Origin of the sequence: Xenorhabdus santafensis (assembly GCF_033949405.1) — a bacterium.
GTDB classification, from domain to species: Bacteria; Pseudomonadota; Gammaproteobacteria; order Enterobacterales; family Enterobacteriaceae; genus Xenorhabdus; species Xenorhabdus santafensis.
Genome location: NZ_VCDN01000050.1, coordinates 1 through 13,019, shown reverse-complemented (window position 1 = coordinate 13,019; position 13,019 = coordinate 1). Strand labels below are relative to the sequence as shown.

Here is a 13,019-nt window from a genome sequence, read left to right as displayed (position 1 = left end):
AAACCACTTTGTTAATATAATTATTATGTCTTCAACTTACTCTATCTTTAATCTGGTCTTGAAAAAACGCATCACTGTGTCTGCCTCTTTGGTGCGTTGTGTGTTTGAAAGTTCTGATGTGAATAAAATGCGGCGGCATGCTCCCGATCAGCGCATTAAGCTACTATTTCCTCAGCCAAGCCACCCTTCAATAAGGATAAATGAAGGGAACGACTGGTACAGCCATTACATGTCTATCCCTAAAGACGAACGGCCTTTAATGAGAACTTATACATTAAGGGCGTTGCGCATTGAAGATAATGAGATGGATGTAGAGTTTGTCTTGCATGGCAAAAACACACCTGTATCCAATTGGCTAAGTCAGGCTGAACAAGGTGCACCCTTACAGATAGTTGCCCCTAGAGCTACATCCGATAACACTGGCAGTGGCCAAATGGGGGGCATGGGGGGCTGCGAATGGATGCCGCCAGAGCAGGTTAATCAAGTATTGCTCGTTGCTGATGAAACAGCACTGCCTGCGGCGTTGGGGATCCTTGAAGAATTATCTCTGCATGACTCTCCTCCAAATGTACAGGCATTCTTCGAAGTTCCTGTGCAGGGTGATTGCCTCAATCTAGAACAATTTAAATTTGCCAATGTATTTTGGTTGCCACGCGATGTTAAAGCAGAATACGGATACGGCGAGCGTTTGTTAGAAGCGGTACGTGAGCACGTTGTACTTCCAGAATCCGCATATATTGAAGAGCAGTCTTTGGCTGAATCTGTTTCATCTGACGGCATATTCTGGGAAAGGGCAGACAATGAGGGTAAAGCCAACCATTTTTATGGCTGGGTTGCCGCAGAATCAACGGCCGTAAAAAATCTGCGTCGTTATCTACTTCAGGAACGCCATTTAGATAAAAAATTAATTAACTTTATGGCTTATTGGGCTAAATCGTCAAAAAGCCACCATTAAGCTACACAAGCTGTCTGAAATAAAGTGTATGCAGGCAGGTTGCAGAAAAGAAAACGCTGATTTTTCCAATCAGCGTTTTTCAATGGAGCCATCAGTGCTTAACCGCTCAGCGCGTTATTACTTAAAGAACTATTGCTCAAAGAGCATATTCTCTAAGGTACTCTGATTAGAGCACAACACGCACCAGTTCCAGAGCACCCAATTCTTCATACAACGTTTCAACTTGTTCAATATGAGTGGCGTTGATGGTGATGGAAACAGAATGGTAGTTGCCTTTGCTGCTAGGTTTTACAACTGGGGAATAATCGCCCGGTGCATGGCGCTGAACCACTTCAACTACGTGATCCACCAGCTCAGGTTGAGCTAAGCCCATCACTTTGTAAGTAAATGAGCAGGGGAACTCAAGCAGTTCATTTAATTTTGTTTTCATGGGCGTTCCTCATGTCTTTGCCACGGCAGAATGGCAAATTGCCGTGGCATAATAATTTTCTAACGGATGTCACTAATATAAGGCCCAATACCTGGCTTTCAAGGGATTAACCAAACCAATGATGGAACATCAGTCGAATATAATCGACTATGCGGCTGAAGAAGCCACCTTCTTTGACTTCCTGCATAACAACTAATGGGCGCTGTTCAATGGTTTTTCCATCAAGCTGGAAGTTGATCGTGCCGACAACTTGGTGTTGCGCCAGCGGTGCATGCAGCTCAGTATTATTCAATACATAGCTGGCCTTTAAGTCTTTCAAGCGGCCACGGGGAATTGTCAGGTACACATCTTTGTCAACGCCCAGTTGGACTTTATCGGTATCACCATACCAAACTGGTTCTGATGCGAATTCTTTGCCGACTTTCAATGGTGCAACTGTTTCGAAGAAACGAAAGCCCCATGTCAGTAACTTTTTACTGTCGCTTTCACGGCCCTTGAATGTTGGGCTGCCCATGACGGCAGAAATAAGACGCATATTACCTTCGGTTGCAGAGGAAACGAGGTTATATCCTGCGCCGCTGGTATGACCGGTTTTAATGCCATCAACATTTAGGCTCTTATCCCATAACAGGCCATTGCGGTTGGGTTGGCGAATGTTGTTGTACGTAAATTCTTTCTCTTTGTAGATAGCATATTCATCCGGCACGTCGCGGATCAGCGCCTGGCCAATGAGAGCCATATCACGGGCAGAGCTGTACTGACCATTCGCATCCAAGCCATGCACAGTCTGGAAATGGGTATTTTTCAGGCCAAGACTTTGCACATATTTGTTCATCAAACTGACAAACGTATCTTGGCTGCCAGCGACATAGTCAGCCATTGCCACACAGGCGTCATTGCCGGATTGCAGGTTGATCCCGCGGGACAGCATCGCAACAGAAACTTGATCGCCGGGCTTTAAAAACATCAAGGAAGAACCCTTGAAGATTGGGTTACCGGTTGCCCAAGCGTCCTTACCGACTGTAACCATATCATTTGGCGTTATTTTTCCTGATTTGATGGCTTGGCCTATTACATAGCTGGTCATCATTTTGGTCAGGCTTGCGGGATCTCGGCGAACATCTGCATTTTTCTCAGCCAAGACTTTTCCTGAGTTGTAATCAATCAGAATATAGGCTTCAGAATCCAGCACGGGAGCCCCGGGGATCATGGTTTTGAAATTATCATCTGTGTTGGCAAACGCAGAAACACTGGCAGCTAGGGCGATGCCTAAGGTCGCTTTTTTAATCAAGCGGGAAGTAACTATATATTTCATGATTGATCAGATAACATCCGTGAGAGAAAGATTAATAATAAGCCACATAATAACAAATGAAAAAAAGCCTGACATTAAACAAAATTGAGTGAGTTAAAGGTTTTACACTGCTTTACCCAAAACTCAGTTCGCAATTATTTATCTGCCTGCTGATAAGCATGAGATATTTAATATCAGCAGGGAGCGTTATTTGTTTCTATCTTGCTTCTATCTGGCACAACAGTTTGCTGGCAGAGAAATTTACCCAGACAATCAAGGTGCAACAATAAATGAGGATTGCTGCATTTGATCTGTTAATTTCTTTTGCAACTCAACTGCTTGCTGGCGGCTGTCGAATGGCCCCAGTTGCACGCGATAGACATTGCCAAATTGAGTTATGCGGCCTTGTACGTTAAAACGTTGGCTCAATGATTGTTGCCATTCTCTGGCTTTTGGTTCAACACTGACTGCGCCTACCTGCACCATATATTTCCCCGTTGATATTGAATCTGCAGTATTCGGGGTTGATGGCGTATTCAGCCTCAATGAATTATCTGATGCTGAGGCCGTTGGAGCAGCAGAAGTGCTGGTGGCAGACGGCAGGGCTTCAGGCGCTGATGTTTCAGTGACTGATGCTTCAGAAGATGGCGTAACAGCTTGCTCTTCTGGTTTTACAGACAGATTTTGTTCAACAGTGTTATTTTCCACTGGCGACTGAAAATCAATACTTGGCCTGTCTGGCAAAGCATAACTTTGTTTGACGATAGTGGAACCGACTGTACCTAAACCAGAAACTGAATCATCAGGTGCAACTAGGATGCCATCCAGTTTTACTTTGCTTTGTGGCATCAAATTCAGGCGTTCTGCCGCCGCGCGTGATAATTCGATAATTTTCCCGGTATTGTACGGGCCGCGATCGTTGATGCGGACAACCATCATGCGCCCGTTGCTTAAATTGGTGACACGCACATAGCTTGGGATCGGTAATGTCGGATGGGCGGCCGTTAAAGCATAAGGGCTGGCGCGTTCACCAATTGCTGTCAACTTACCATTGGCAGCTTCGCCGAACCAACTGGCATAGCCTGTTTGAGTGAATTGGGCCGGATCTTGCACAATGTGATAAGTTTTTCCATCCCGCTGATAATCCTGATTGGCACCGGGATGGTAAGGCTCATATTGAGGCTCTGCACCTAAAACGTCATGGGTCGGAACCTGAGGTTGAGAAACACTCTGCTCATTGCTGGTTAATGTACAGCCTGATAGCAGTACCGCTACGATGCTAAGTATAAGCCATTGTTGACGCATGAAACTTCTTCCTCATAAACTTTTGGACAATAATTTACGGTGCGTATGTATCGACATGATAATGCCGAACCCCGCCATTAAGACAATGAGAGCCGAGCCTCCATAACTCACCAGAGGCAAAGGGACACCAACTACAGGCAAAATACCGCTCACCATGCCGATATTAACGAAAACATAGACAAACAGAATCAGTATCAGCCCTCCGACCATGACCCGGCCGAAAGTATTTTGTGCTTTCGCTGCAATAACTAAGCCCCGCATAATGATAAGCATATAGAGCGCAAGCAGGGCGAGAACGCCAATCAGGCCCAATTCTTCAGATAATACGGCGAAAATAAAGTCGGTATGGCGCTCAGGTAGAAATTCCAGTTGTGATTGAGTGCCTTGCAGCCAACCTTTCCCGAACAATCCACCAGAACCAATGGCGATTTGGGATTGGATGATATGATAACCTTTGCCCAAGGGATCAATCTCTGGATCCAATAACATCATCACGCGGGAACGTTGGTAGTCGTGCATCAGGAAAAACCACAATATTGGGATAAAGCAAGCGACTAGTACAACGGCAACGGCAATCAGTTTCCAATTCATGCCAGCCAGAAACAGTATGAACACCCCAGATGCAGCAATCAGAATCGAGGTGCCTAAATCGGGTTGTGCAGCAACCAGCAATGTCGGAACAAAAATTAAAACCAGTGCAATCGCCGTATTTTTCAATGTAGGAGGGCAGAGATCGCGGTTCATAAAGCGAGCCACCATCAAAGGAACGGCAATTTTGGCTATTTCCGATGGCTGAAAGCGAACAACGCCCAAATCCAACCAGCGCTGTGCACCTTTACTTATTTGACCAAACACATCAACCAAAATCAGCAGGATGATACACCCTACATATAGGTATGGCGCCCAATTCTCGTACAGGCGCGGGGGAATTTGAGCCAAAACCACCATGACAATCAGGCCCATGATAACCTGCCCGACTTTACGTTCCATCATGTCGATATCTTGCCCGCTGGCGCTCCACATGATGAACAGACTGTAAGCCAGTAACGCCAGAACCAATAGCATTAGTGGAATATCTATATGTATGCGGGTCCAAAAAGGAACCTTTTTTTGAGACTCTGTCATAGCTTTACTCAATTGGCTTGTGTTCTGGTTACAGGTGTTCTGGTTGCTTGCGCATTGGAAACTGCGGCAGGAGGAGGCGTATTTTTATCCTTAAGTAAAACATGATCCAGAATTTTACGCACGGTTGCCGCAACCGTCAGCCCTGATGAACCGCCATTTTCCAGAATAATGGACATAGCGACTGTCGGATTATCAAAGGGCGCAAAAGCAATCATCAGCTTATGGTCACGCAAGCGTTCAGCAAGTTTACTTTCGTTATACGTTTCATAACTGAAAACCTGGGCTGTACCTGATTTAACCGCCGCTTTGTATGGGGTGCCGACGAAAGCCCTACGTGCAGTACCTGTTGGAGAATTGGCAGCACCGTACATACCACTTTTGGCAATTTCCCAGTAACCGGAATGGATATCTCCAATAGGGGGGCTGACTGGGGGGCGATAAGGGTGCATTTCGCCATTGATGCGCGTCTTAAGTAAGAAATGGGGTGTTTTTACTTCGCCATCATTAATCAATATCATAAGGGCCTTGGCCATCTGCATCGGGGTGGCAGTCCAGTACCCTTGGCCGACACCCACGGAAATAGTATCGCCTTGATACCAAGGCTTTTTATAACGCTTCAATTTCCATTCCCGCGTTGGCATATTGCCCGGTCTTTCTTCTTTCAAATCAATGCCCGTAAGCTGGCCGTAGCCAAATTTTGACATCCATTCGGACAATTTATCGATACCCATATCGTAGGCGAGTTGATAGAAGAACGTATCCGCAGATTCCATAATGGATTTATGGACATCCAGTTTGCCGTGCCCTGAACGCTTCCAGTCACGGTAACGTTTTTCTGAATTTGGCAATTGCCACCAACCGGGATCGAATATTGTTGTGTTTTTGGTAATGACATTGCTGCTGAGGGCTGCAACGGCAATAAAAGGCTTCACTGTAGATGCCGGAGGATATGTTCCATATGTTGCCCGGTTAATCATCGGATGGTTGGGATTGTTTTGCAGAACAGCGTAATTTTTGAATGAAATGCCATTCACAAATGGATTTGGATCATAGCTTGGGTTGGATACCATAGCCAAGACTTCCCCTGTGCGGGGATCCGTGACGACGACAGCGGCACGGCTGGTTGCCAGCAATTCTTCGATATAGGTTTGCAACTCTAAATCGATGGACAGATAAATATCTTTACCGGCTTCCGGAGGTTGTTCATGCAGTTGGCGGATCACTTTACCTCGGTTGTTAACTTCCACTTCCTCATAACCGGGCTTGCCGTGCAAGACGGATTCATAATAGCGTTCAATGCCTAATTTCCCGATATCGTGGCTCGCCGCGTAATCTCTCGCAACGCCATCTTTGTTGAGCTGTTCTAAATCTTTATCATTGATTTTAGCGACATAGCCAATAACATGGGTGAGCGTCGAACCATACGGATAATAACGACGCTGTTGGCCTTTGACCTCCAGCCCCGGAAAACGATATTGATTGACCGAAAACCGGGCGACCTGAACTTGGGTCAACGGTGTTTTCAACGTAATGGGCTTAAAGGGGCCCGTTCGCTTGCGCTCTTTTTGGAAATTTTCGATATCTTCATCTGTAAGCCCGACAACAGAACGTAGCTCTTCTAATACTTTGTCAAGATCACTGACTTTTTGTGGCACAACTTCTAACTGATAAATAGTTCGGTTAATCGCCAGTGGTGTGCCATTGCGATCATAAATAATGCCCCGGCTTGGGGCTATGGGAAGGAGCTTAATCCGGTTCTCATTTGAGCGGGTTTGGTAATCTTCGTGACGAGTGACCTGGAGCTTATAGAGATTGGCAATCAAAACTCCCGTCAAAACAATAATACCAATAAACGCCACGAGTGCGCGACGTATAAACAAGGCTGATTCAGCCGAATGATCACGAAAAGGAGTTCGTTTATTCTTCATCCCATTGCCAGAATTCACGGTGATAGATTACCCAATTTATTCCCGATGATAAGGGTGGTTAGTTGTTATGCTCCATGCACGGTAAAGGCTTTCCGCTACCAGAACTCGCACCAGAGGATGTGGCATGGTCAAAGGAGAAAGTGACCAGCTTTGTTCTGCTGCTGCCTTGCAAGCAGGCGCCAGACCCTCAGGGCCACCAATCAAGAGGCTGACATTTCTGCCATCCAGCTTCCAGCGTTCGAGCTGATTCGCTAATTGCGGGGTATCCCAGCGAGAACCGGGAATATCCAGCGTCACAATCCGGTTGCCTTTACCGACGGCCGCCAGCATTTGTTCACCTTCTTTTTCCAGAATGCGCTTGATATCCGCATTTTTTCCTCGTTTTCCTGCCGGAATCTCAATGAGCTCAAAGGGCATATCTTTAGGGAAACGGTTTAAATAATCCATAAAGCCGGTCTGTACCCAGTCCGGCATTTTTGTTCCTACTGCAACTAATTGTAACTTCAAACTCAACTCCAGAGTTTTTCCAGCTCGTACATGCGACGACTGTCTTCTTGCATAACATGAACCATGATTTCGCCAAGATCCACGACAATCCAGTCTGAAATACCTTGCCCTTCAACCCCCAGAGGCATAATACCGGCCTGACGGCAGTCATCGACTAAATTATCTGCCACAGACATCAGGTGGCGGTTTGAGGTTCCGGTGCAGATGATCATGCAGTCAGTAATGCTGGATTTTCCACGAACGTCTATAGAAACAATATCCTGTGCTTTGGAATCTTCAAGTTTATCAATAACAAATTGTTGTAGTTCTGTGCCTTGCAAAAGGATCACCTTTATTTCATAAAATTGGTTGAGTAACGCAGAATAATAGCATGCGAAACTCGGTAAAAGTAAGCAACTTAACGGCAAATCACCGCAAGGTTTAGTTATTGTCTGTATAACCTGTGAGCATCGATATACTGCAATATTGATGAAGGAAGCAGGTCATCACAGCTCAGTCCTTGTTGATGGCGCAGACGAATATCAGTTGCCGAGATATTTAATAATGGGGTGGCTGCTAAATAAATATAGCCATGCGGTTTTTGGCTCAATAGAAATGGGGTATCAACCCGGTGCTTTTCAAACCATTGTTGCATTTCTGGGGTTGAAAGCTGATGTTGATAACCCGGGCGGGAGCAAACCAGAAGATGGCAAATTTCCAGTAGTTCTTCCCATTTATGCCAAGTTTGGATAGTTTGCAGTGAATCCTGCCCAATGATGAACGCCAGTGGATGCTGCTCGCCGATCTCTTGACGAAAGGATTTTAATGTTTCGACTGTATAAGACGGTGTTTGGCGTTCCAGTTCACGCGTATCCACGGTAAAAAGCGGATTGTTTTGTACCGCAAGACGAACCATTTCCAACCGTTGCTGTGAGCTTGCTTCTGGCTGGGGACGGTGTGGCGGTACATGATTGGGCAATAAAATAACCTGTTTTAGCCCTACAAGCCGGGCCAAGGCTTCCACCGGGTACAAATGGCCATAATGGATAGGGTCAAACGTACCACCAAACAGGGCTTGAATAACTGGGGTATTGGTGTTTGAGGCGTTATCATCTGGCGCAATATTATCTGGGACAATATCGCCTGAAATAGTGGAATCAGTCATTCAAAAAAGCTCTCTGGCAATGGTTTTCCGCATAACAGCATGGAAAGCGTTTCCAGGTCAGCCCAAATGGATTGGCTATAATCCTGTTTGACGCGCAGTTCCATCTGGCTTAACAAATGTATGGCAGACCGTAGATCCGGTTGCGACAGACGTTGTAATGCCGCTGTCAGCAAGGGGCGACGATTTTGCCAAACTTTGTGCTGATCAAACAATGTCTTCAAGGGAACCGCTGTGCTCTGGCGCTTAAATGTCAGTAGCAGCATCAGTTCCCGCTGGATAGTGCGAAGCAAAATGATCGTTTCCGTATCTTCTTGCCGTAGTTGTTTCAATACATGCCAAGCCCGCTTTGTTTTTCCTGCCAGTAAGGCATCAACCCAATGATAGGGGGAGAAATGGGCTGCATCATTGACAGTATCCTCAACCCGGTGCAGGGTCAGCCGATTATCAGGATAGAGCAAGGAGAGCCGTTCCAGCGCCTGAGCCAATGCCAATAAATTACCTTCATAGCAATAGCAGAGTAACTGATTGGCTTCATTTTCCAGCGATAACCCCATGTTTTTGGCTCGCTGAGCCACCCATTGAGGCAGGCGGTTTTGTTCTGGCGTCAGGCAACTGATATAGACACCATTTTGCCCAAGCGCCTTAAACCAAGGACTATTTTCCTGCGCTTTGGTCAGTTTGTGCCCACGCAATATCAGCAGGATATCTGCATGTAATAATTCTGACAGCTTGACCAGCCGCTCAGCCATTGCTGCATTTGGGCCATTTTCCGGCAGTTGCAGTGTAATTGATTGGCGGCTGGTAAATAAGCTGAGTGACTGACAGAGGCTAAAGATTTCATCCCAATCAGTGTGGTTATCCAACACAAAAGAGAAATGTTCCATAAAGCCTTGTTGTTCAGCCACTCGCCGAATGCTGTCCTGACTCTCTTGCAACAGCAAAGGTTCGCTGCCCCACAGCAGATAACTATTTCGCAGCCCTTCATTGAGCTGCGCAAGAAGTTGTTCAGGATAAATTCGGATCATTGCTTCGGTGTAGCTGCTGCTTTTTGCTTTTCATCAGCTTTCTGGAGTTCTGCACTATGAACAGTCAACAGTTGACGCATAAGACTGCGAGCTGCTTGTTCACGCATCTCCTGCTTAACTAACTCATTCTCAGCATCTTTTGCCAGTGCTTCCAATGAGTTATCGAAGAAAGCCCGATCAATCCTTGCTTGCAAGGGGTAGATGCTGCCATCCGGCATCAGAACCTGAGCATCAACATTGAGTACTAATTGGCGCTCTGCTGCTTTACCATCCTGGAAAACTGAAACTGTCTCTTTGTTTTCATCAGATCCCAAAAGCTTCAGGATAGGTATCGAAGCATCGCCATTTTCAACAAGTTTGACATCATTGAGGCGAAGTTGCTGGCGTACAGCCCGTGCCAGCGGCCCGTAAGGGTCACTTGAATTCAGTTGCAAAGTTTGAAGTTCTTTAGGTACTTGTGTTGTGCCACGGAGATGAAAGCCGCAGCCAGCGGTGACCAGCACCGCTAACCCGAGAAACAACATGCAAATACGATGTCGCAAATTATTTCCTGTCACAAATAAGGTCTCCTGTTATCAGCCCACAACCAGGTTCAATAATTTGCCTGGTACGTAGATGATTTTGCGAATAGTGACATTTTCAAGATATTTCGCCACGCTGTATTCCTGTGCCGCCATTTCCTGAACATATTCTTTTGTTGCATCTGCTGGAACAGTAATGCGGCCACGAACTTTCCCGTTGATCTGAATGATCACCAGTTTAGTATCGTCCACCATTGCTTGCTCATCGGCTTGTGGCCACTGGGCAACATCAATGTCATTTTCATTGCCCAACGCTTTCCACATAACGAAACCAGAGTGTGGTGTGATTGGGGAAAGCAGGCGAACAATGGCGTTCAGGGCTTCTTGCATTAATGCACGGTCTTGCTCCGCCTCTTGTGGAGCACGAGTCAATTTGTTCATTAATTCCATGATAGCGGCAATGGCGGTATTGAATGCCTTACGGCGGCCGATATCATCAGTAACTTTCGCGATGGTTTTGTGCAGATCACGACGCAGATCTTTTTGTTCAGCAGTTAACTTGCTGACATCCAACGGCTGGGTTGCCCCTTTGTTGCTGTGCTCATAAACCAGACGCCATACGCGTTTCAGGAAGCGGTTAGCGCCTTCTACGCCAGATTCCTGCCACTCAAGAGTCAATTCTGGCGGAGCAGCAAACATCATGAACAGACGAACAGTATCAGCGCCATATTTATCTACCATCAGTTGTGGGTCGATACCGTTATTCTTAGATTTGGACATCTTGCTCATGCCGGTATAAACCAGTTCATGGCCTTCATTATCCGTTGCTTTTACAACACGCCCTTTTTCATCACGTTCAACAGTCACGTCAGCCGGAGAAACCCAGACTTTTTCGCCACTGTTACCGGTGTAATAGAACGCATCAGCCAGAACCATGCCTTGGCACAGCAGATGTTTAGCTGGTTCATCAGAGTTGACCATGCCAGCATCGCGCATCAGCTTATGGAAGAAACGGAAATACATCAGGTGCATTATCGCATGCTCAATACCACCGATGTATTGATCTACTGGCAACCAATAGTTAGCCGCAGCCGGATCTAACATGCCTTTATCATAGTCAGGGCAAGTATAGCGCGCGTAATACCAGGAAGACTCCATGAAAGTATCAAAGGTATCTGTTTCAAACAGTGCTGGCTGACCATTAATCGTGGTTTTCGCCCACTCAGGATCAGCTTTGATTGGGCTGGTAATGCCATCCATTTCAACATCTTCCGGCAGAACAACCGGCAGTTGATCTTCTGGTACAGGAACGACCGTGCCGTCTTCCAATGTTGCCATCGGAATTGGCGCTCCCCAATAACGCTGGCGGGAAACACCCCAGTCGCGCAGGCGGTAATTGACTTTGCGTTGGCCTACACCCATTGAAACCAATTTATCCGCAATGGTATTGAAGCCTTCTTCATTGCTTAATCCATCGAATTCACCGGAGTTGCACAGGGCATTTTTGTCTGTCAGTGCCGCTTCTTGAATGTTTGGCACGTTACCGTCATTATCCAGAATAACGGCTTTCATCGGCAGGTTATATTTGGTCGCGAATTCCCAATCACGCTGATCATGCGCAGGAACTGCCATTACCGCCCCTGTGCCGTATTCCATCAGAACAAAGTTAGCAACCCAGATAGCGATTTTTTCATTGGTTAATGGATGAATGACGAACATGCCCGTTGACATGCCTTTTTTCTCCATCGTAGCCATATCTGCTTCGGCAACTTTGGTATTGCGGCATTCATTAATGAATTCGGCCAATGCCGGATTGTTTTCCGCAGCTTGTTTTGCCAGAGGATGACCCGCCGCTACAGCAACATACGTTGCCCCCATGAACGTGTCCGGGCGAGTTGTATAAACCGTGAGTTTTTCTTGGCTGTCAGCAACATTAAAAGTGATTTCAACACCTTCTGAACGGCCTATCCAGTTGCGTTGCATGACTTTGACCTGCTCAGGCCAGTCTTCCAGCTTATCCAGATCGTTTAACAGCTCTTCTGCATAAGCGGTAATTTTGATGAACCACTGCGGGATCTCTTTACGCTCAACCTGAGTATCACAACGCCAGCAGCAACCATCGATAACCTGCTCGTTTGCCAGAACAGTCAGATCGTGTGGACACCAGTTAACCGCAGAAGTTTTTTTGTATACCAGGCCTTTTTCGTACAATTTAGTGAAGAACCACTGTTCCCAGCGATAGTATTCCGGTGTACAGGTCGTGACTTCGCGATCCCAGTCATAGCCGAATCCCAGCATTTTCAACTGGTTTTTCATGTACTCGATATTGGAATAAGTCCAAGGTGCTGGAGCGGTATTATTTTTGATCGCAGCGCCTTCTGCTGGCAGGCCGAAGGCATCCCAACCGATAGGTTGCAGGACATTTTTACCCAGCATGCGCTGATAACGGGAAACCACATCACCAATAGTGTAGTTACGAACATGGCCCATGTGTAGTCGGCCAGAAGGGTAAGGTAGCATGGACAGGCAGTAATATTTTTCTTTATTGTTGTCTTCTGTCACTTTAAATGTTTGCTTCTCTTGCCAATGAAGCTGGACTTGTTGCTCTATGTCTTCTGGACGATATTGTTCTTGCATGGCACCGATGATCCTATGGTGAAGTAAAGCTGCGCCTTTAGCGAGCATGGTTCGTTTATACCCTTCGTCTTTCAAGTTGCCTCTTTGTTGGCTGCACTCATTCACCCCAGTCACCGTTTTTATAAACATACGGTTATCTATGCCCCCG

General features: G+C 46.4%; 12 protein-coding genes. 1 reads left to right on the top strand and 11 read right to left on the bottom strand.

Annotation, left to right across the window (positions count from 1 at the left end; genetic code table 11):
- Window positions 1–25: 25 nt before the first annotated feature.
- Window positions 26–955, top strand: coding sequence for a siderophore-interacting protein (locus FE392_RS13535; RefSeq protein ID WP_319930746.1), 930 nt, complete (start codon window positions 26–28; stop codon window positions 953–955).
- A gap of 166 nt (window positions 956–1,121) precedes the next feature.
- On the opposite strand, the gene ybeD is transcribed toward FE392_RS13535, so the two are convergent.
- The 11 genes from ybeD to leuS all read right to left on the bottom strand — a co-directional run bounded on the left by ybeD (window position 1,122) and on the right by leuS (window position 12,871).
- Window positions 1,122–1,385, bottom strand: a complete 264-nt coding sequence (gene ybeD / locus FE392_RS13530; protein ID WP_045959110.1) for a DUF493 family protein YbeD — start codon at window positions 1,383–1,385, stop codon at window positions 1,122–1,124.
- 106 nt (window positions 1,386–1,491) lie between these two features.
- On the bottom strand, window positions 1,492–2,700 hold the full coding sequence (gene dacA, locus FE392_RS13525; protein ID WP_319930745.1) for a D-alanyl-D-alanine carboxypeptidase DacA: 1,209 nt from the start codon (window positions 2,698–2,700) through the stop codon (window positions 1,492–1,494).
- Window positions 2,701–2,952: 252 nt separating this feature from the next.
- Window positions 2,953–3,984 (bottom strand): endolytic peptidoglycan transglycosylase RlpA, encoded by a 1,032-nt coding sequence (gene rlpA, locus FE392_RS13520; RefSeq protein WP_319930744.1) that lies wholly within the window; start codon window positions 3,982–3,984, stop codon window positions 2,953–2,955.
- A 12-nt stretch (window positions 3,985–3,996) separates the two neighbouring features.
- A complete protein-coding gene (gene mrdB / locus FE392_RS13515) occupies window positions 3,997–5,109 on the bottom strand; it encodes a peptidoglycan glycosyltransferase MrdB (protein ID WP_319930743.1) in 1,113 nt (370 codons plus the stop codon).
- 8 nt (window positions 5,110–5,117) lie between these two features.
- Window positions 5,118–7,037 carry a peptidoglycan DD-transpeptidase MrdA gene (gene mrdA, locus FE392_RS13510; protein WP_319930742.1) on the bottom strand — a complete coding sequence of 640 codons (1,920 nt, stop codon included), beginning with the start codon at window positions 7,035–7,037 and terminating at the stop codon, window positions 5,118–5,120.
- 36 nt (window positions 7,038–7,073) lie between these two features.
- On the bottom strand, window positions 7,074–7,544 hold the full coding sequence (gene rlmH, locus FE392_RS13505) for a 23S rRNA (pseudouridine(1915)-N(3))-methyltransferase RlmH (RefSeq protein WP_319930741.1): 471 nt from the start codon (window positions 7,542–7,544) through the stop codon (window positions 7,074–7,076).
- Window positions 7,545–7,546: 2 nt separating this feature from the next.
- Entirely contained in the window at window positions 7,547–7,873 is a 327-nt protein-coding gene (gene rsfS / locus FE392_RS13500; protein WP_319930740.1) for a ribosome silencing factor, read from the bottom strand.
- A gap of 95 nt (window positions 7,874–7,968) precedes the next feature.
- Window positions 7,969–8,688: a nicotinate-nucleotide adenylyltransferase gene (gene nadD / locus FE392_RS13495; protein WP_319930739.1), complete on the bottom strand. Its 720-nt coding sequence runs from the start codon at window positions 8,686–8,688 to the stop codon at window positions 7,969–7,971.
- Window positions 8,685–9,713 (bottom strand): DNA polymerase III subunit delta, encoded by a 1,029-nt coding sequence (gene holA, locus FE392_RS13490; RefSeq protein ID WP_319930738.1) that lies wholly within the window; start codon window positions 9,711–9,713, stop codon window positions 8,685–8,687. Before holA ends, nadD begins: the two co-directional genes overlap by 4 nt.
- Window positions 9,710–10,255 (bottom strand): LPS assembly lipoprotein LptE, encoded by a 546-nt coding sequence (gene lptE / locus FE392_RS13485; protein WP_319930771.1) that lies wholly within the window; start codon window positions 10,253–10,255, stop codon window positions 9,710–9,712. Before lptE ends, holA begins: the two co-directional genes overlap by 4 nt.
- A 33-nt stretch (window positions 10,256–10,288) precedes the next feature.
- Window positions 10,289–12,871, bottom strand: a complete 2,583-nt coding sequence (gene leuS / locus FE392_RS13480) for a leucine--tRNA ligase (RefSeq protein ID WP_319930770.1) — start codon at window positions 12,869–12,871, stop codon at window positions 10,289–10,291.
- Window positions 12,872–13,019: the final 148 nt, after the last annotated feature.

Excerpts from the sequence above, each read along its gene's own strand:
- FE392_RS13535 (WP_319930746.1), top strand. The coding sequence starts at position 26 with ATGTCTTCAACTTACTCTATCTTTAATCTGGTCTTGAAAAAACGCATC.
- ybeD (WP_045959110.1), bottom strand. The coding sequence starts at position 1,385 with ATGAAAACAAAATTAAATGAACTGCTTGAGTTCCCCTGCTCATTTACT.
- dacA (WP_319930745.1), bottom strand. The coding sequence starts at position 2,700 with ATGAAATATATAGTTACTTCCCGCTTGATTAAAAAAGCGACCTTAGGC.
- rlpA (WP_319930744.1), bottom strand. The coding sequence starts at position 3,984 with ATGCGTCAACAATGGCTTATACTTAGCATCGTAGCGGTACTGCTATCA.
- mrdB (WP_319930743.1), bottom strand. The coding sequence starts at position 5,109 with ATGACAGAGTCTCAAAAAAAGGTTCCTTTTTGGACCCGCATACATATA.
- mrdA (WP_319930742.1), bottom strand. The coding sequence starts at position 7,037 with ATGAAGAATAAACGAACTCCTTTTCGTGATCATTCGGCTGAATCAGCC.
- nadD (WP_319930739.1), bottom strand. The coding sequence starts at position 8,688 with ATGACTGATTCCACTATTTCAGGCGATATTGTCCCAGATAATATTGCG.
- holA (WP_319930738.1), bottom strand. The coding sequence starts at position 9,713 with ATGATCCGAATTTATCCTGAACAACTTCTTGCGCAGCTCAATGAAGGG.
- leuS (WP_319930770.1), bottom strand. The coding sequence starts at position 12,871 with ATGCAAGAACAATATCGTCCAGAAGACATAGAGCAACAAGTCCAGCTT.